The sequence below is a fragment of the Knoellia flava TL1 genome (assembly GCF_000768675.1).
Lineage (GTDB): Bacteria > Actinomycetota > Actinomycetes > Actinomycetales > Dermatophilaceae > Knoellia > Knoellia flava.
This window is the reverse complement of record NZ_AVPI01000032.1, coordinates 21756-41317: the sequence shown is the minus strand read 5'-3', so window position 1 is coordinate 41317 and position 19562 is coordinate 21756. Positions and strand designations below refer to the sequence as shown.

At 71.8% G+C, this 19562-nt stretch carries 10 protein-coding genes; 9 read left to right on the top strand and 1 reads right to left on the bottom strand.

Annotated elements, in window-relative coordinates:
- From N798_RS11195 to N798_RS11180, 4 genes are all read left to right on the top strand, one after another.
- Positions 1–615: FHA domain-containing protein (locus N798_RS11195; protein ID WP_156971711.1), on the top strand; the 615-nt coding region annotated here is incomplete at its 5' end.
- Positions 612–2102 (top strand): serine/threonine-protein kinase, encoded by a 1491-nt coding sequence (locus N798_RS11190; RefSeq protein WP_035948524.1) that lies wholly within the window; start codon positions 612–614, stop codon positions 2100–2102. The genes N798_RS11195 and N798_RS11190, both read left to right, overlap by 4 nt.
- A 4-nt stretch (positions 2103–2106) precedes the next feature.
- On the top strand, positions 2107–2799 hold the full coding sequence (locus N798_RS11185) for an FHA domain-containing protein (protein ID WP_035948523.1): 693 nt from the start codon (positions 2107–2109) through the stop codon (positions 2797–2799).
- A gap of 248 nt (positions 2800–3047) precedes the next feature.
- Complete coding sequence (locus N798_RS11180) at positions 3048–5918, top strand: immune inhibitor A domain-containing protein (protein ID WP_035948520.1); 2871 nt, start codon at positions 3048–3050, stop codon at positions 5916–5918.
- On the opposite strand, the gene N798_RS18135 is transcribed toward N798_RS11180, so the two are convergent.
- Positions 5834–6469, bottom strand: coding sequence for a hypothetical protein (locus tag N798_RS18135; RefSeq protein ID WP_156971710.1), 636 nt, complete (start codon positions 6467–6469; stop codon positions 5834–5836). The genes N798_RS11180 and N798_RS18135 overlap by 85 nt on opposite strands.
- Positions 6470–6567: 98 nt before the next feature.
- Between N798_RS18135 and N798_RS17415 the strand changes: the two genes are divergently transcribed.
- From N798_RS17415 to N798_RS11150, 5 genes are all read left to right on the top strand, one after another.
- On the top strand, positions 6568–7617 hold the full coding sequence (locus N798_RS17415; protein ID WP_156971709.1) for a hypothetical protein: 1050 nt from the start codon (positions 6568–6570) through the stop codon (positions 7615–7617).
- A 377-nt stretch (positions 7618–7994) separates the two neighbouring features.
- Entirely contained in the window at positions 7995–8963 is a 969-nt protein-coding gene (locus tag N798_RS11165; protein WP_035948517.1) for an AAA family ATPase, read from the top strand.
- Positions 8964–8997: 34 nt separating this feature from the next.
- A complete protein-coding gene (locus tag N798_RS11160) occupies positions 8998–10644 on the top strand; it encodes a DUF58 domain-containing protein (protein WP_229708768.1) in 1647 nt (548 codons plus the stop codon).
- A gap of 13 nt (positions 10645–10657) precedes the next feature.
- Positions 10658–13072 (top strand): transglutaminase TgpA family protein, encoded by a 2415-nt coding sequence (locus tag N798_RS11155; RefSeq protein ID WP_052117219.1) that lies wholly within the window; start codon positions 10658–10660, stop codon positions 13070–13072.
- A complete protein-coding gene (locus tag N798_RS11150; protein ID WP_035948513.1) occupies positions 13069–19476 on the top strand; it encodes an Ig-like domain-containing protein in 6408 nt (2135 codons plus the stop codon). Before N798_RS11155 ends, N798_RS11150 begins: the two co-directional genes overlap by 4 nt.
- The last annotated feature ends 86 nt before the right edge of the window (positions 19477–19562 follow it).

Below are 19562 nucleotides of genomic sequence, written 5' to 3'. Positions count from 1 at the left end.
GGGCCCGCCGCACCCGCCTCGGACCCCCGACCCGAGCCGCCGTCCGAGCCCGTCCCGCCACCCGGACAGCCCGCTGCGAGCGCGCCGCCCGCTCCCGACGTCACGATGGACCGCAGCGCGCTCGGCCCGGCCGTCGACGGTCCCGCCGACAGCCCGATCGTCCTCGCCGTCATCTGCCCCGCCGGCCACCACTCGTCGCCGCACGCGAGCAGCTGTCGTGTCTGCGGTCGCGACATCCCGACGCAGCAGCCCTTCCAGACCCCGCGCCCACAGCTCGGCGTCCTGCGGGTCTCCACCGGCGGGCTCGTCCCGCTCGACCGCGGCGTCCTCCTCGGGCGCTCTCCCAAGGTCAACGCCGACCTGCCGCCGAGCAGCCGGCCGCACCTCGTCCGCCTCGCCTCGCGCGACAACGACATCTCGCGCAACCACGCCGAGGTCATCCTCGAGGGCTGGCACGTCCTCGTGCGGGACCTCGGCTCGACCAACGGCACGACGGTGACGCTGCCCGGCCAGGAGCCGGTGCGCCTGCGCCCCACCGAGGACTTCGGCATCGAGCCCGGCGCCGTCCTCACGCTGGCCGACGAGGTCTCGCTCACCTACGAGGTCTCCGAGTGACCCGAGCTGCCCCGGGCTCCGCGCCCGAGATCCCCGGCCTCGTCTACCGCCAGCCCCTCGGCTCGGGCGGCTATGCCGACGTCTTCCTCTACGAACAGCAGATGCCGCGGATGCCCGTCGCCGTCAAGGTCCTCAAGCGCGACGGCCTGACCCCGGCCATCCGTCGGCAGTTCGTCGAGGAGGCCAACACCATGGCCCAGCTCGCGGACCACCCCTACATCGTCCAGGTCTTCCGCAGCGAGCAGCTGGCCGACGGTGGCGCCTACCTCGTCATGAAGTACTACCCGCCGCCCAACCTCGCGACCCGGGCCAAGCGGGAGCGGCTCACCGTCGAGGAGGTGCTGCGCACAGGTATCCAGCTCGCCAGCGCCGTCGAGACCGCGCACCGGGCCGGCATCGTCCACCGTGACATCAAGCCGGCCAACGTCCTCGTCAGCCAGTACGGCGCCCCCGGGCTCACCGACTTCGGCATCGCCGGCCGCGCCGTCGGGCAGGACGAGCACGACGAGGACGTGGGCGTCTCGGTGCCGTGGTCCCCGCCCGAGGTGCTCTACGGCCAGAGCAACGGCGACGCCCGCAGCGACGTCTACTCGCTCGCGGCGACCCTCTGGCACCTCCTCGTGGGGCGCTCGCCGTTCGAGCAACCGGGAGGCGACAACTCGGCATACGCGCTCATGCCCCGCATCCGCGCGACCCCCGTGCCGCAGACCGGCCGCGCCGACGTCCCCCTGAGCCTCGAGCGGCTCCTCGGCCACGCCATGGCCAAGAAGCCCGACGCCCGTCCCCAGACGGCGATCGACTTCGCCCGTGGCCTCCAGGCCATCGAGCAGGAGCAGCGGTTCGCCCGCACTCCGATCGTCGTCCTCGACGAGTCGGGACACACGACGGTCGCCGACAGCACCGGCCAGCCGGCGCCCGAGCACACCGACCCCGACCGCACGAGCGTCCGCGCGCCCAAGGTCACCTCGGCCCAGACCTACACGCCGACCACGACCTCGACGAGCCGTCCCGCCCACGAGGAGGCCGACGCCGGATCGCAGCCCACGACGATCAGCGGCGGTGCCCTGCTCGCCGGTGTCGGGGTCGTGCTCGTCGCCCTCGTCGGCGCCCTCGTCTGGGCGATCGGCTTCCGCGGGGGCGACGAGCCGACCGAGGCCTCGACCGACGCCCCGACGGCGTCGGTCACCCAGGGAGGTGGGGGTGCCGTCGTCGACATCCCCGAGCAGCCGGCGATCGACGGGCAGGGCATCGCCGGCGGCGCGGTCTTCTCGTGGCAGTACGCCGGCGTCCGCAAGGGCGACTACTACCGCATGCGCATCGCCCCCAGCGAGGCCCAGGTGGCCGACGCCACGGTGACCACGGTCAAGGCGATGCCGCACCGCGTCACGGCCAAGCCCGGCCAGTCCGTCTGTGCGCAGGTGGCGGTGGCCCGCGCGGCCGGCCCGACATCGGCATACTCGGCGATCAAGTGCGTCCAAGGAGGGTGACCCGATGGCAGTGACCGTGGAGTTCTGCGGTGAGGAGTTCGTCGCGCCGGAGGGCGCGCCGCTGACGATCGGCCGCGTCGCCGACGTCGAGATCGACGACAACCCCTACCTCCACCGCGTCTTCCTCCAGGTCCACCGCGAGCACGACCTCTGGTGGCTCACCAACGTCGGCTCGACCCTCACCGCCACGGTCGGCGACCGCAAGGGCCTCTTCCAGGCCTGGCTCAACCCGGGTGCCCGGATCCCGCTCGCGCTCGAGGCCTTCACGGTGTGGTTCACCGCGGGCCCCACGACCTACGACTTCGACATCACCGTCGACGACGCGACCTTCACGACGATCGAGAACGACCCCGAGCCCGAGCCCGAGGACTCGCCCGGCGAGACGACCGTCGGCCGGGTCTCGATGACCCCCGACCAGAAGCTCCTCGTCGTCGCGCTGTGCGAGAGCTTCCTGCGGACCTCGTATGCCGGCCAGGGCCAGATCCCGTCCTCCGCCCAGGCGGCGGAGCGGCTGGGTTGGACGACGACGAAGTTCAACCGCAAGCTCGACAACGTCTGCCAGAAGCTCGCCGACGCCGGCACGCGGGGGCTGCACGGCGGTCCCGGCAAGCTCGCGAGCAACCGCAAGGCTCGGCTCGTCGAGCACGCGCTCTCGACCCGCATGGTGACCGAGGCGGACCTGGCCCTGCTCGACTGACGACGATCGCCGGAGCCAGCGAGCGCAGGACGAGTGGGGCCGTAGGCGCGGGGGAGTGGGTCGCGTCGGGACGCCCTGACCTGCGCGGACGGCATACGGGGGTCTCTTCCGGGCCATCCCGGGGACCCGTCGTGACCACTCGGCGCAAAGTTCTTCCCCTCTGTCGGTGCCTCGCGGCAGGATGCACAGAAGTTCGTGCAAAGACGCACGCACGCCCGGGCCCCCTGCCCGGTTCCTGGAGGAGAGACATGACTGCTCGCACATCTCCGCGCGGACGGCGGCGCTACCTCGCCGCAGTGCCCGCGCTGGCGTTGGCCGCGACCGGCTTGACCATGGGGTCGAGCTCCGTCGTCGCCGCGCCCAGCTCAGGTTCGCCATCGGCCGGCGCAGACAGCGCGTCGTCCGAGGGCTACATCAACTACGTCGCCCCGCGGATGGAGGCCACCAGCTCGACGGACAAGGCCGTCAAGCGCAACGGGAAGACCGTCTCCAAGGTCACCGCCGACCAGCAGCAGAAGGCGTTGGCCAAGGCCAAGCAGGTCGACCGCAAGCACAGCCAGGGCAACCCGCGCGCCGCGCGGCAGCTCGCCAAGCTGGAGGCGGAGTCGATCCGGACGGGCAAGAGCCCGAAGGAGATCAAGTCCAAGCGCTTCAAGCAGGCGAAGTCGACGCAGGAGGCCAAGCTCCTCACGATCCTCGTCGAGTTCAACGACAAGGCGAACGACGACTTCACCGACGTTATGGTCCCCGACGGCTTCAGCGCGGAGAACTGTGTGGCGGGCAACATCCAGAACGGCCCGAAGCACAACAACATCCCGAACCCCGCCGAGAGCGAGCTCAAGGACAACAACTCGATGTGGGTCTCGGACTTCTCGTCCGAGCACTTCAACAAGATGCTCTACACCCAGACGGGCATCACTGAGCGGGTCCGCCCCGACCTCACCGGGCCCGACGGCAAGCCGGGCATCGACATCTCCGGCTACACGATGAAGAACATGTACGAGGAGATGTCCAAGGGTGCCTACACCGTGAGCGGTGCCGCGACCCCGTGGATCACCGTCCCCCACTCCGAGGCCTACTACGGCGCGACCACCTGCCACAAGAACCCGGAGACCGGTGAGTGGGAGTACGGCGCGATCCAGGACATGCAGGGCCACCCCGACAACCCGCTCGGCCCGGGCCAGCTGCCCATCGACGCGGTGGCGGCGCTCGCCAAGGCGCAGCCGAGCTTCCCGTGGGCCGACTACGACATCGAGGACCAGGGCGACCGCGACGGTGACGGCAACGTCCTCGAGCCCGACGGCATCATCGACCACGTCGTCCTCGTCCACGCCGGTGAGGACAAGTCCGGTGGCGGCGGCGCCGAGGGGCCCTACGCCATCTGGGCGCACTCCTCCGCGGTCGCCGGTGGCGCCCCGGTGCCCGGCACCGACCTGCGGCTGTCGAACTACATCGTCCAGCCCGAGGACTCCGGCGTCGGCGTCTTCGCGCACGAGTACGGCCACGACCTCGGTCTCCCGGACCTCTACGACACCGCCAGCGGCGGCGACTCCGACGTCGACTTCTGGGACCTCATGAGCTCCGGTTCGCACTCGGGCCCGATCTTCCAGTCGATGCCGACCCACATGGGCATCTGGGACAAGTGGGTCCTCGGCTGGGCCGACCCCAAGGTCGTCAACCCCGGTGACGCCGCACAGCAGATCAAGGTCGGCCAGACGAGCCGCACCCCCAAGGGCTCGGCCGACGGCGTCAAGATCAACCTGCCGCCCAAGACGGTCTCCCTCGCGGAGCCGCACAGCGGCGCGTCGATGTGGTTCTCCAGCGCCGACCAGTCGTGGGCCAAGAACACCCTGACCCGTGACGTCGCCGTCCCGGCGGGTGCGAGCGACGCCCGGTTCTGGTCCTGGAACACCGGCTCCATCGAGGAGGACTGGGACTACGGCTTCTTCGAGGTGTCCACCGACGGTGGCACCACGTGGACCGAGCAGAAGCTCTACGACGCCGCCGGCAAGGAGGTCACCACTCCTGACGGCTACTCCGACCCCAACGGGCGGATGAAGGACTTCGGCAACAAGAAGTACGGCGTCACGGGCACCATCGAGGGCTGGCAGCACTACTACGCCAACCTCACCCCGTTCGCCGGCAAGACCGTCAAGGTCCGCTTCCTCTACGCGACCGACGCCGCGTTCGAGGACAAGGGCTGGTTCCTCGACGACCTCGCCCTCACCAACGGCAGCACGACCGTCTGGAGCGACGACGCCGAGGCCAACAACGGCTGGACCGCCACGGTCGGCACCTGGACCGACAGCTCCGGCGCCGGCTGGGTTCTCGACCCGGGCAAGCACGACTACGCCCAGTACTACCTCGTCGAATGGCGCAACCTCGACGGGTTCGACAAGGGCCTCCAGTACGCCTACGACACCACCTACCAGAAGCTCGGTGGCGAGGGCGCGTGGAAGGTCGAGAAGATCAAGTACAACGCCCCGGGTGCGCTCGTCTGGTACCGCGACACGTCGTACGGCAACGCCAACCACGTGCTCAACAACCTGACGACCCTCCCGAGCGAGGGCGCCAAGGGTGGTCTCCTCATCGTCGACAGCCACTTCGACCCGCTGCGCCGCAGTGGTGCGAACGCTCTCAACGACACGTCGACGCTGAAGAACCTGCCGTCGCGTCCGCAGTCGTCCAACGCCGCGTTCAACCTGTTCGGGACCTACCCGTTCAACGAGTGCACGACGAAGGCCGACTTCACCGGTGAGGTGTGCAACACCTTCGGCAAGCAGGCCGCGGTCAAGTCCTTCACCGACGACAAGGGCTGGTACCCCGGGTTCGAGATCCGCAAGGGTGCCGACGGCAAGCTCTCCATCTTCTACCGAGATGCCGACGCGTCCACGGTGGTGCCCTCGGTCGGCAACGCCCCGTACAGCACGCGTGTCGTCGACGCGGACGGCAACCCGCTGAAGCAGTACTACGGCGCCGATGTGGGGGCCATCACCCCGCTCGGCACGGGCAACCCCGCCGACGACGGTGTGGGTTACGGCACCGGCGTCTCCGTCGTCACGACGACGCAGGGCAACATGTCGGCCCAGCTGAAGATCACCCCGCCCAGCGCGGAGTAGTCCGCACCTGCTGCACGCCTCAGGCACGCAGCAGATGCCACAGCGGGCCCGCATCCTCGTTCCGAGGGTGCGGGCCCGCCGCCGTCCCCCCGCCCCCGCGACTTCTTGCCCCAACGCGCCACGCGCGTCTGCGACTTCTTGCCCCAACGCGCCACGCGCGTCTGCGACTTCTTGCCCCAACGCGCCACGCGCGTCTGCGACTTCTTGCCCCAACGCGCCACGCGCGTCTGCGACTTCTTGCCCCAACGCGCCACGCGCGTCTGCGACTTCTTGCCCCAACGCGCCACGCGCGTCTGCGACTTCTTGCCCCAACGCGCCACGCGCGTCTGCGACTTCTTGCCCCAACGCGCCACGCGCGTCTGCGACTTCTTGCCCCAACGCGCCACGCGCGTCTGCGACTTCTTGCCCCAACGCGCCACGCGCGTCTGCGACTTCTTGCCCCAACGCGCCACGCGCGTCTGCGACTTCTTGCCCCAACGCGCCACGCGCGTCTGTGACTTCTTGCCCCAACGCGCCACGCGCGTCTGTGACTTCTTGCCCGATTGCGCCACCGGAGTCGTCCTCCACAGACGCACGAGCCGCTTCCGGTCATCCACAGGCGGACAGGAGGCACCCTTGTCCGCGCGCCCGTCGGCCACAGCATGACGTGATGAGCAGATTCGCGGTCCTTCCTCAGCCCTTCGTGCGCCCGGATGTCGTCGCGGCGGGCCTCTCGCTCCGCACCATGAACCGTGCGGTCCTCTCGGGCGAGCTCGGCCTCGTCTCGAAGAACCTGTATGCCGTGCAGCCCGCATGGTCCCTCCTCACCTCTTGGGAGGCCCACCGGGCAATGGCTGAGGCGGCCGTACGGCTGACCAAGGACGCGATCGTCAGCCACGCCAGCGCTGCCGCACTGTTGGGGCTGCCTCATCCCACGCATCCGCCGGACCACGTGACGATGACCGTCCTCGACGACGTCCGCACCAGTCGCGGCGACACGTGGCGCAGGCTCCACCGCGGCGCCACGCCCTACGAGCACATCGTCATCCAGAACGGCGCGCCGCGCTTCATCGCGGCGCGCACCGTCATTGACTGCGCCAGGGAGCTGCACCCGCGGGATGCCCTCGCAATCGCCGACGGGGCACTGCGGTCGGGCATGGTGACGCACGCCGACCTGTGGGCGATGCGATGCCATCAGCGCCGATGGCCCAAGGTGACGAACGCGAACGCCGTGCTGTTCCTTGCGGACGGTCGGCGCGAGAACTGGCTCGAGTCGGCCTCGGCGTGGGCCGCTCATCGGTGGGGACTGCCCGTCGGTGTTCCCCAAGTGGTCGTCCTCGACCGGGCGGGCAGGTTCGTCGCGAGACCCGACGTCCTCTGGCCCGACCACGGCGTCGCAGGTGAGGCCGATGGACTGGGCAAGTACCTCCTCGACGGCACCTCCGAGGAGTCCGTCCGTCGGCGGCTCATGGCCGAGGAGCAGAGGCAGGCCGGTCTCACGGACGTGGGTTTCGAGGTCGTGCGCTGGACTCCGCATGAGGCTGTCGACGGTTCCGACATCCATGCCCGGTTCATGGCAGCCGCGCAGTGCAGTCCCACGATCGACGCCGAGCTCCTCTGCTCGTGTTGCGGCGGCAGCCTCGGGGACTGTGCGGTGGAGGCGCACCTGGCCACATGGCGTCGCATGCTCACGAAAGAACTCGCCCAGAGGATGTGGTGACGGGCCACCACGCCTGGCGCGTTCGGGCAATGAGTCGCGGCGAGGGGCGAGCCCGGAATGACGCATCGGGGCAACAAGTCGCGGCGAAGCGCGGGGCCGAGATGTCGCATCGGGGCAAGAAGTGGAGGAGGGGTGGGGACCGCGAGAGGTGCGGTTTCAACTACCTTCCGGTAGGCAAAGAGTAGGTATGGGCACCCATGGGGAAGGGGGCCGGCAGCCGGTAAGGTGCGTCACGGCATACGCGGAAATTCTTGTCACGCCGGGGATCGTCGCGGTGCCTGAAGCACCCACGGGGGGTGGCGCCATCCGAGCCGAGCAACGCGCACGGGATCGGCACCTCGGTCCGCCCCGCCACAGCGACGAGAGGACCCCGACCCATGACGGTCACCCACGACCAGGCCGCGTGGTTCACCAAGACCTTCGAGGCGATGGTGAGCAACGTCGACAAGGCCGTGCTCGGCAAGGAGCACGTCATCCGCCTGGCCCTCACGTGCATGCTGTCCGAGGGCCACCTGCTCCTCGAGGACTTCCCCGGCACGGGCAAGACCCAGCTCGCGCGGGCGCTGTCGAGCACGGTGCACGGCACCAACAGCCGCATCCAGTTCACGCCCGACCTCCTGCCGAGCGACGTCACCGGCGTGACGATCTACGACCCCAACAGCAAGAAGTTCGAGTTCCACAAGGGCCCGATCTTCGCGACGATCGTCCTCGCCGACGAGATCAACCGCGCCTCGCCCAAGACGCAGTCCGCGCTCCTCGAGGTCATGGAGGAGGCCCGCGTCACCGTCGACGGCGTGCGCCACGAGGTCGGCGAGCCGTTCATGGTCATCGCGACCCAGAACCCCATCGAGCAGGCCGGCACCTACCGCCTGCCCGAGGCCCAGCTCGACCGCTTCCTCATGAAGACGACGCTCGGCTACCCCGACCACGACGCCACGGTGCGCGTGCTCCGCGACGCCAAGACCCGTGACCGCACCAAGGCGCTCGAGCCCGTCGTCACCTCGCAGGTCGTCCTCGACATGGCCGAGCTCGCCGACGAGGTCCACGTCGACGACGCGATCCTCGACTACGTCTCGCGCATCGCCGAGGAGACGCGTCGCCACGTGAGCGTGCGGCTCGGACTGTCGGTGCGTGGCTGCCTCGCGTTCATCCGGTGCGCGAAGACGTGGGCCATCGGCCAGGGCCGCACCCACGTCATCCCCGACGACATCAAGCTGCTCGCCCACCCGGTCCTCAACCACCGCCTGCTCGTCACCGCCGAGGCGCAGTTCGCCGGCATCACCGTCGAGCAGGTCATCGACCAGATCCTCGGCGAGGTCGCACCGCCGACCGAGCGCGTCGCCTGAGATGTCCGACCCGGTGGAGCCCGACGAGGCGACGGTGAGGCGGTCCGACCTGAGCGGACCGCCCCCGTCGGCCTCCCCGGCTGCGCCGACCCAGGCTGCGCCGACCCAGGCTGCGCCGAGCCCCGCATCGCCCACCCCGGCGTCGCCCGCCCCTCCCGCCCTCGTCGAGGAGGAGGCGACGGTCTCGCGCTCCTCGCTCAAGGTGCGCCCCGCGCAGGACCAGCCGAGCCGCCGACGCGCCTCGGGCGCGACCGCCACGGGTGGCTCGCGCTGGCGTTCGCTGCTCGGCCTGCGCCAGAGCGACGACACGCAGGAGGTCCGCCGCAACGACCTCCGCAAGGACGGCCAGCCGTCGCCGTCGACGGGCGGCCGGTCCACCCGGCTGCGCCCCGAGCTGCCGACGATCACGCTGCCGCGCGTGCAGATCCCGGCCGCGATCACCCAGACCGGCGCCCGCCTCGTCGACCTCACCGGCGAGCGGATCAAGCCGCTCGCGGAGCGGTCCGCGCCGGTCTGGCGCCCGGTCGCCCGGGCCCTCGGCTGGGTCTCGCCGCTCGGCTGGACCGTCCTCGTCCTCGGGCTCGTCTCGTGGTGGTTCGCGGGGCGCTACGGCTGGACCGAGCTCGCGATGATCGCCGCCGCCTGCCTCGTCCTCTTCCTCGCGTGCGTCGCGCTCGCGATCGGCCACGCCAAGGTCGAGATCCGCACCGACGTCGACCCGACGCGCGTCGTCGTCGGCGAACCCGCCACGGGTCGCATCGAGGTCCGCAACCTCTCGGGCCGCGGCATGCTGCCGCTCCTCGTCGAGCTGCCCGTCGGTCGATCGGCCGCCCGCTTCACCCTGCCCTCGCTCGGGTCGGGCAAGTCGCACGAGGAGCTCTTCGTCGTGCCCACCGAGCGCCGCGGTGTCATCCAGGTCGGCCCGGCGACGACCGTCCACGGCGACCCGCTCGGCCTCGTCCGCCGCACGATGGAGTGGACCGAGCGGACCGAGCTCTTCGTCCACCCGCTGACGACGAGCCTCGAGCCACTCGGCGCCGGCCTCCTGCGCGACCTCGAGGGCCAGGTGACGCCGGACCTGTCGATGTCGGACCTCGCCTTCCACGCCCTGCGTGAGTACCAGCCCGGCGACGACCGTCGCTACATCCACTGGCGCTCGAGCGCGAAGCACGACCGCCTCCTCGTGCGCCAGTTCCTCGACACCCGCCGGTCCCACCTCGCGGTCGTCGTCGACACGACGCCGGAGGTCTACACCGGCGAGGACGCGGCCGTGGAGCTCGCCATCTCGTGCGCCGCCTCCCTCGCCGTGCGCTCGATCCTCGACGAGCAGGACACCACCGTCGTCGTCGGCGACCAGCAGATCTCGCGCGCGACCGCGCCGCTCACGCTCGACACCTTCGCCCGCGCCGCCGTCGGGCCGACCGACGTCTTCGGCTCGGCGAGCGACGGCGCCGCGCTCGCTCCCGACGCGAGCGTCGCCATCCTCGTCACCGGCTCGCACCGGCCGTTCATCCAGGTGCAGCGGGCGCTCGCCCAGTTCGAGGTCGAGGTCATCAAGGTCGCGCTCGTCATCGACCCCGACGCCCAGGTCGGCGTGCGGCACGCAGGCGGGCTCACCATCCTCACCGTCCGCGAGCTCGGCGACCTCCGCCGCGTCCTCTTCAGCGGAGCACTCGCATGAACGGGACCTCGTCATGAGCATCGACGCCACCGCGAGCCGCCGTGCCCGGGCCGACGAGCGCAACGCGCGCCCCTCGTCCTCGCGCCTCATCCTCCCCGGTATGCCGTCCCGCGACGTCCTCGTCGACCTCGCCTTCTCCCTCGTCCTCGTGACGATCGCCCTCGTCGGCTTCCGCACGGGCTTCATCGGCTGGGAGTGGATCCTCGCCGCGGCAGTGGGCGTCGTCCTCGGCACCGTGGTCGCGCACGTCGCGGTCACGCGCTCGTGGCCGCTCCTCGCGACGGTGCTCGTCCTCGCCGCCCTCCACTTCGTCCTCGGTGGTCCCGTCGCGGTGCGCGGCGACCTCATCGGTGGCGTCATCCCGAGCCTGCAGACCCTCACCGACCTCGCCGTCACCCCGGTCACCGGGTGGAAGGAGTGGCTCACGCTCCTGCCGCCGGTCGACGCCCGCGGCCCGCTCGTCGCCCTGCCATGGGTCACCGGCCTCCTCGGGGCCGCCGCGACCTACGGCGTCGCCCGCCGGTTCCGCAGCGTCGGCGGCGCGGCCGTCGCCCCGCTCGTGCTCCTCGTGGGGACGATCGCGCTCGGCACGCAACAGCCGGCGGCGAGGCTCGTCCAGGGCGTCGTCTTCGCTCTTGTCCTCATCCTCTGGCTCGTCGCCCGGGCCGCCCGCACCCGCGCGAGCCTGCAGAACGGCGCCGGCCAGCGAGCCCGGGCCGTCACCGGCGTCGCGCTCCTCACCGTCGCCGCGCTCGCGGGCACCTTCCTCGGACAGGTCCTCCCGGGCGCCGGGTCGAGCGAGGCGCGCACCGTCGTGCGCGACCAGCTCACCCCGCCCTACGACGTCGCCCAGTTCATGAGCCCGCTCTCGGGGTTCCGCCGCTACACCGAGCCCAACTCGGCCGAGCTCTACGACACCGAGATCCTCCGGGTCACGGGCCTTCCCGCCGGCACGCCGATCCGGTTCGCGACCCTCGACAGCTACGACGGCCTCGTCTGGGGTGCCGCCGACCGCGCCACCGACGGCACGCCCTTCCAGCAGGTGGGCACGCGCATCGCCCCTCGTGTCACCGGCACGCCCGTGACGGCGAAGGTGACCGTCCCCGAGGGTGGCTACGAGGGGGCATGGTTGCCGCTGGCCGGGTCGACGACCGGCGTCCGTTTCGACGGGCCGCGGGGCGACGACCTCGCCGATGCCCTCTGGCTCAACACCGCGACCGAGACCGCCGTCGTCCCCGCCCTCGTCCGGCCTGGGGACACCTACACCTTCCAGACCGTCCTCGACGACGCGGTCTCGACGACCCTGCCCAAGGACCTCAAGGTCGCGAGCGGGGCGCAGGTCGCCGAGGACACGAGCTTCCTCGATGCCAAGCTCGATGCCTGGAGCGGCCGCGCCGGCAGCCCGTGGGAGAAGTTCGTCGCCGTCGCGAAGACGATGACGTCCGACGGCGCCTACACCGACGGCGGCACCGCGAACTCCTACGAGAAGGTCTACCTTCCCGGTCACGGGCTCAGCCGGCTCAGCCGGTTCGTCGGATCGACCCAGCTGGCCGGCAACGACGAGCAGTACGCCGCCACCCTCGCCCTCGTCGGCAACCGCCTGGGCATCCCGACCCGGGTCGTCATGGGCGCCATCCCGGAGTCCGGCACCGCCATCAAGGGCAAGGACGTCCACGCCTGGGTCGAGGTCCAGGTCGACGACGGCACGTGGCACGCGCTGCTGCCCTCGACCTTCCTCCCCGACCGCAACAAGAAGCCCAACGAGCAGCAGCTCAAGTCCGAGGAGCAGAAGGTCGGCGCCCAGGTTCCGCCACCGGCCGGCGTCAACCCACCCTCGGTCCTCCAGGGCCCGGACCAGGCGCAGAACGCCACCGACATCAAGAAGAAGAAGCGCAACCCGCTCGACATCGGGTCGTGGCCGCTCTGGCTGCGCATCCTCGTCCTCGGGCTCGTCGTCCCGGTCCTGCTGCTGCTCGGGGCCTACGCGCTCATCCGCTGGCTCAAGACGCGGCGGCGTCGGCGCCACGCGACGACGGGTGCGCTCGCCTCGCGACCGGCGTGGGTGTGGCGTGACCTCGTGAGCGACGCCCGCAGCCTCGGCGTGGCCGTCCCGCGCGGCGCCACCCGCCTCGAGCAGGCCCGTGCCTTCCCCGCGTCCGCGTCAGCCTCCGCCGAGCCGATCGCGGTCGGCGCCAATGCCGCCGTCTTCGGCCCCGGCGACCCCGAGGCCGAGGTCGCGACCGCCCTGCTCGCCGACGCGGACGGGGTCCGCAGGGAGCTTCGCGGCACCGTCTCACGCTGGCGCCGGATCCGCTCCGACGTCGACGTCCGGCCGCTGCTCGAGCGCGACCGCCGCACGCGCACCCGCCGCAGCCTGCCCTCCCTGCCGTCGCTGCGCCGCACCCGCGGCGCCGAGGGATCGGCGTGAACCCGCTCCGACGGCGCACCCGCTCCACCCCGGCGACCCGGTCGCTGCGTCACGCCAAGGGCCGTGGGCGGGTCGCCTCCACGACCGTCGTCGTCCTCGCCGCCTCCACGCTCGGGTGGGCCGCGGTGACGTCGCAGGGGGCCACCGTCCACGAGGCCGACGTCGGCGACGGCGCAGTCTGGATCACCTCCGACGTCCAGGCCAAGTTCGGCCGGCTCAACAAGGCGGTCTCCCAGCTCGACGCCGGGGTGGCCTCCGACGCCGCACCGGGGTCCGGCATCGACATCCTCCAGGACGGCAGCGCGGTCGTCGCGTGGTCGAAGGCGACCGCCCAGCTCCAGCCGATCGACGTCCGCACGGCCCAGTTCCGCGAGGAGACCGCAGCGGCGCCCGGATCCCCGACGGCCCAGCCGGGGCGCATCGTCCCGACCCTGGTCGACCTGCGCGGTGGCACCATCGCCGCAGTCGACCCCCGCTCGGGCAAGGTCTGGGCGCAGCGCGTCGACCCCCGTGACGGCATCGAGAACCTCAGCGGTCTCGGCGCGGCGACCAAGCCGCTCGCGACCGTGGGCGGCGACGCCGTGCTCGCGGTCGGCGAGGACGGCGCGGTGCACGTCGCCTCGGGCGCCAAGGGCACGGTGACGACGATCCGTCCCGGCGGCTCCTCGTTCGCCAAGCCCGTCACCACTGACAGCGGGGCCAAGGGCGACCGGCTCCAGGTCACCGCACTCGGACGGGCGTGGATGGTCTACGACCCGCAGCGCGACGCCCTGCACAGCGAGGGCCGCACCGAAGGCGTCGCCGCCGGGTTCGCGCCGTCCGAGGGCGAGCCCGCCTACGCCGCCGTCCAGGTCCCCGGTCCGGCAGCCGACGCGGTCGCGATCGCCGGTGGCAGCGCGCTGCGCATGGTGCGCGTCGACGGCGGTGCGCCGTCCGGCGGCATCGAGGTCGCCGAGCGGGTCAACCGCAGCGGCGCCGTGCCGCTGCCGGCCCACCCGGTCGTCCTGCGCGGCTGCGTCCACGGCGCCTGGTCGGAGACGGGCAAGGTCTTCTACGGCGCCAACTGCGGCCGGGAGGACCCGGTGCCGACGGGCACCATCGACAACGTCAGCGAGACCCCGCTGCGCGACGGCGTCGCCTTCCGGGTCAACCGCGGCGTCGTCGTCCTCAACGACCTCGACAACGGCTCGGCCTGGGACATCCAGCGCGACAAGCAGAAGATCGACAACTGGGACGCCCTCATCCCGCCGCCGGAGCGCGACGAGGACAGCAAGAAGAAGGACAGGAACGTCGTCGACGACGCCGTCGCCCAGCAGCCGCCGACGGCCAAGCCCGACAACCTCACCGTCCGGGCCGGTCGCACGAGCAAGCTGCACGTCCTCGACAACGACACCGACGCCGCCGGCTCGGTGCTCGCCATCGACCCGCGCGACGTCAGCGCCGTGTCGGACCCCGACGTCCGCGCCTCGGTCTCGGCCGACGGCCAGAGCATCGACGTCACGGTGCCGGCCGGCAGCGTCGAGCCCTTCCAGTTCACCTACCTCGTCGGCAACGGCAAGGTGAAGGCCAAGTCGCGGGCCGCGGTCAAGGTCGCCATCGCCCCCGAGACGACGAACAACGCGCCCTACCTGCGTGAGGGACAGGCCAGGCTCGCGAAGACGGCATACCCGGTCCTTGCCGGCAAGCGGCTCGCGGTGCCGGTCGTCGCGGACTGGCGCGACCCCGAGTCCGACCCGGTCCTCGCGACGGTCGACGGCGAACGGCTCAGCATCGACGGGCAGGGGCGCCTCGCCTACCTCGCGCCACCGGAGCCGGGCAAGGAGAGCATCGACTATGTCGCCGACGACGGGCGTGGCGGACGGACCAAGGGCGCCGTCCCGGTCGAGGTCGTCGCGCTCACCGAGACCAGGGCGAGGCCGCCGGTCACCCAGCCCGACGTCATCCGCGGGGTCGTCGGCAAGTCGCTCCAGGTCGAGCCGCTCGGCAACGACATCGCCGGCGCCGACCCCAGCGATCCCGACGACCGCATGCACCTCGCCGGAGAGGTCCGCGCCAGCGGCTCGCTCACCGTCGACAGCAACCTCGACACCGGTGTCGTCACCGTCACCCCCTCCGCGCCGGGCACCTACGAGCTCTCGTATGCCGCCCAGGTCGGCGGCGGTGTCGCTCCCGGCCGGATCCGGGTCGACGTCATCGAGGCCGCGGACCCGGACGCGCCGCCGGTCGCCGTGGGCGACAGCGCGACGCTGCGCGACCAGTCGCCGACCCTGGTCGACCCGCTCGCCAACGACTACAGCCCGCGGGCCGACGTCCTCGTCACCCAGGCCGCGACGGCCGCGACGAGCGAGGACTCGTGGCTGCGTGCGTCGATCTACCAGGGGCGGTGGATCCGGGTCGTGGCGCTCGAGCCGGCCGGCGCGGCCGCCGACGCCACCCGCCGCGGGACGATCCGCTACACCGTGAGCGACGGGTCCAAGCAGGCGACCGGCGAGGTGACGGTCACCCAAAAGGCGCCGCTCGACCTCGACCCCGTGGTCGAGGACGACACCGCGATCGTCCGCGAGGGCGACGCCGTCGCCGTGCCGGTGCTCGACAACGACACGATGGCCGACGGCATCCCGCTGCGCATCGACCCGCTGAGCGTCAGGGTCCTCGGCCGCGACGTCGAGCAGACGGCCTTTGCCTCGGGCAACGTCGTGCGGTTCGTCCCGTGGGCGACCCGGCTCACGGCCGAGCAGCTCGTCACCGTCGAGTACGCCGCCTACCCCGAGGGCATGCCGGAGCGGGCCCAGACCGGTCGAGTGAGCATCCGGGTCACGCCGCTGCCCAGCGAGGCGCGGCCCAACCAGGTGCCGGTCGCCCGCAGCTTCTCGTCGTCGGTCACCGCCGGCGACCCGCTGACGATCACCGTCCCCACGACCGGGGTCGACCCCGACGGCGACACCGTGGGTGTCACCGGGGTCGTCGGAGCCAACGGCGGAGCGGTCGAGCTGACGCACGGCCGCGTCGTCTCCACCGGACCGTCGACGATCCGCTACGAGTCGTTCCCGACCGCGTCGGGCACCGAGGTCATCAGCTACGAGGTCGTCGACCGCTTCGGCGGGGTGAGCCGCGCGTTCGTGCGCGTCGGCGTCGTCGCCCCCGGCGACCCGCAGCCGCCGGTCGCCGTCGACGACACGGTGACGGCCGCGCCCGGCAAGACGGTCACCGTCCCGGTCACCGCCAACGACCTCATCGCGCGTGGCGACTCCGTCGAGCTCCAGCACGAGGGACTCAACCCCTCGTCCGAGGCGTCGCAGTGGAAGGTCGACGTCGACGAGGAGACCGTGTCGACGAAGGTGCCCGCCGAGGGCGCTCCCGTCCACGACTTCACCTACGGCATCACCAACGGCGTCTTCGACCCGTCGCGCGCGAGCCTGCTCGTGCGTGGGCAGAAGGACTGGGTCAACCCGCCCACCGCCAACGACGACGTCGCCAGGCCCAAGGCCGGCGAGACGGCCACGACCGTCGACGTCCTCGTCAACGACACCGACATCGACTCGGACCCGGCGACGCTCGAGGTCGTCGACGTGCTCTCCGCGCACGGCCGGGTCGTCGGCAACCGGGTGAGCGTCGACGTCCTCGACCACCCCCACACCGTCCCCTACGTCATCGAGGACGAGGACGGCGCGCGGGCCATGGCCGTCGTCCACGTGCCGCGCGGCGCCGGCGGCACGCCGTTCGTCGTCGAGGGCGCGCTCATCGAGATGGAGAAGGACTCGTCGCGGACCGTCCGGCTCGGCGACTACGTGAAGTCGCCGCAGGGGCGCACCCTCGGCATCACCTCGGCGAGCACGATCTCGACCGTCCCCGGCAGCAACCTCGCCCTCGCCTCCGACGGCGACGGCACCCTCACCCTCACCTCCTCCGGTGGCTACGTCGGGCCGGCCTCGGTGATGTTCGAGGTGACCGACCAGATGAGCGACGAACAGCAGGACGTCCACACGGCCTACGTCTCGGTCCCGGTCCAGATCGGCCCCAAGGTGCCGCTGCTGCGCTGCCCGGCCACGGCGGTCACCGTGCTCGCGGGCGGTCTGCCGCGAGACCTCGACCTGCCGACGCTGTGCCGTGCCTGGCTGCCCGTTGGGATGTCGGTGGACGACGTCGAGTTCACCTCCGAGTGGGAGCAGGAGCCGGCGGACGTGCGGCTCGAGCGCAGCGGGACCGGCGAGCGGCTCGTCACCCTCACCGCCGACACCGGCGCGCCCTCGGGCGCCGGTGTCCTGTCCGTCGGCACGCGCGGGTCCGACGTGCGTGCCACGGTGCGCGTCACCGTCGTCGGTGGCGACAGCGACCCCTACGCCAACATGCCGCCACCCCGGCTGCGCCCCATCGCCGTCAACGGGCTCGAGGAGGGCGAGAGCCAGCAGGTCGACATCGGCTCCTACCTCGACTCGCCCGTGCAGGAGCCGAAGTGCGCCGTCGAGGCCGCCTCGGTGACGAGCGGCTCCGGCCTCACCGTCACCCGCAGCGGGTGCACGATCACCGTCTCCGCCGGACCGCGACCCAGCCCCACCGGCCGGGTCTCGATCAGCGTCTCCGATGCCCCCGAGGTGCCCGGACGGGCGGCCACGGGCGCGGTGAGCGTGACGATGCTCGGCCGCCCGGACCCGCCGACGTCGGTGGCCGCGCAGGCTGACCGTGACGCCGGGGGCCGCGCCCGCGTGAGCTGGTCGGCGCCGTCCTACGACGGTGGCGCCCCGATCCGTGGCTATACCGCACGGTGGACCGGAGGCTCGACCGGCAGCCAGGAGTGCTCGGCCTCGCCCTGCACCATCGAGGGCCTCACCAACGGCAAGGACTACTTCTTCACCGTCACCGCCACCAACGCGGTGGGCGAGAGCGAGCCCGGCGGCCCGAGCAACGCCGCGCGTCCCGACACCAAGCCGGGACCCGTCACCGCGGTGTCGATGGCCGGCCGCGGCGACGGCTCGCTGACCATGACGTGGTCGCCGCCGGAGAACAAGGGCTCTCCCGTGACGAAGTACCTCGTGCGCCTCGTGCCGACGAGCGGGGGGACGCCCCGCACGGCGGAGGTCGCGGCCCCCGCGACGACGGCCACGGTCACCGGCCTCGACAACATGAGCGAGTACGCCGTCGCCGCGCAGGCCTACAACGAGGCCGGGCCCGGCCCGTTCGGCGCCGACACGACGATGCAGTCCGCGGGCACGCCTCCCGCCCCGGCCGGTTTCACCGCGAAGGCGGACGGACCGGGAGCCAACAAGGACCTCGCCGCCATCACCCTCACGTGGGAGACGACGAGCCCCAACGGACCGCCGCTCAAGAGCTACACGGTCAAGCGCCGGGTCGACGGCGGAGCGTGGTCGGTCCTCAAGACCGTCCCGGCCTCCGCGACGCGCACGAGCGACCAGGTCGTCTACGACGGCCGCCGCTACGACTACGTCGTCACCGCGACCAACGGTGCCGACATCACCTCACCGGACAGCGCGGTCCAGTCCTTCACGTCGATCGGTATGCCGTCCACGCCCTCGGTGAGCGCCGCGACGCCGACGAGCGACCGCAGGGCCCGGCTCACCGTCACCCTCGGTTCGCCCAGGGCTTCCGGATTCGCCTCGGTCGCGTGGAGCAGCTCGACCGGGGAGAGCGGCACCTTCTCGTGCGGTGCCTGCCCGAGCGGGGGCAGCGTCACCTTCACGACCAAGGAGCTGAGCACGACCGGCAAGACGTTCACCGTGCGCACCGACAACGGCACGAGCACGTCGAACCCCTCCTCGGCCAGCAACCCGGTGACCCCCTACGGGCCGACACCCGCGCCGCGCGCGGGCAACCACACCGCGTCGGGCCGGACGGCGACCTTCAACTGGAGCCTGCCGGAGGACGGCCGCAACGTCACCAGGGTCGAGGTCACGGGCGATGCCCGCTACACGGGCAGCTCGGCGATCACGTCGATCCAGGCCACCGGCGCCTACTCCGAGCCCCTCGTCATCCAGGTGCGGGCCTACTCCGTCGCCGGCTGGTCGGGCTGGACACAGATGAGCCGCACCACCGACCCGCCGCCCGACCCCACCGTCTACAACGTCCACCCGGGCTCCAGGCTCATCGTGGACAGGTCCGGCAACGGCGTCGGCTCGTGCGCAGTGTCTCCCGGCTGCCCCGAGGTGATGTTCGACATCCGCGACTTCACTCCCGGAGGCGGCCAGTGGCGCGCCCAGCAGGACGCCGACCGCAACGGGACCCCGGACTACTACAGCACCTGGCGGCCGATCACCGTCACGGGTCCGACCTCGTACTCCACCCCCTACCGTCCCATCTTCGGTCGCAACGTCGGCAACATCCGCGTGCAGATCAGCCTGGGCGGGCGGGACTACTACTCGGGATGGGTCCAGTGGAACGCGCCGTACTGAGCAACCGAGGGCCCCGGGCAGTTCTCCCCATGTCCTGCCCGGGGGACCTGTGGCATGGTTCGAGCGAGGGAAGGGGAGTCTCGCCC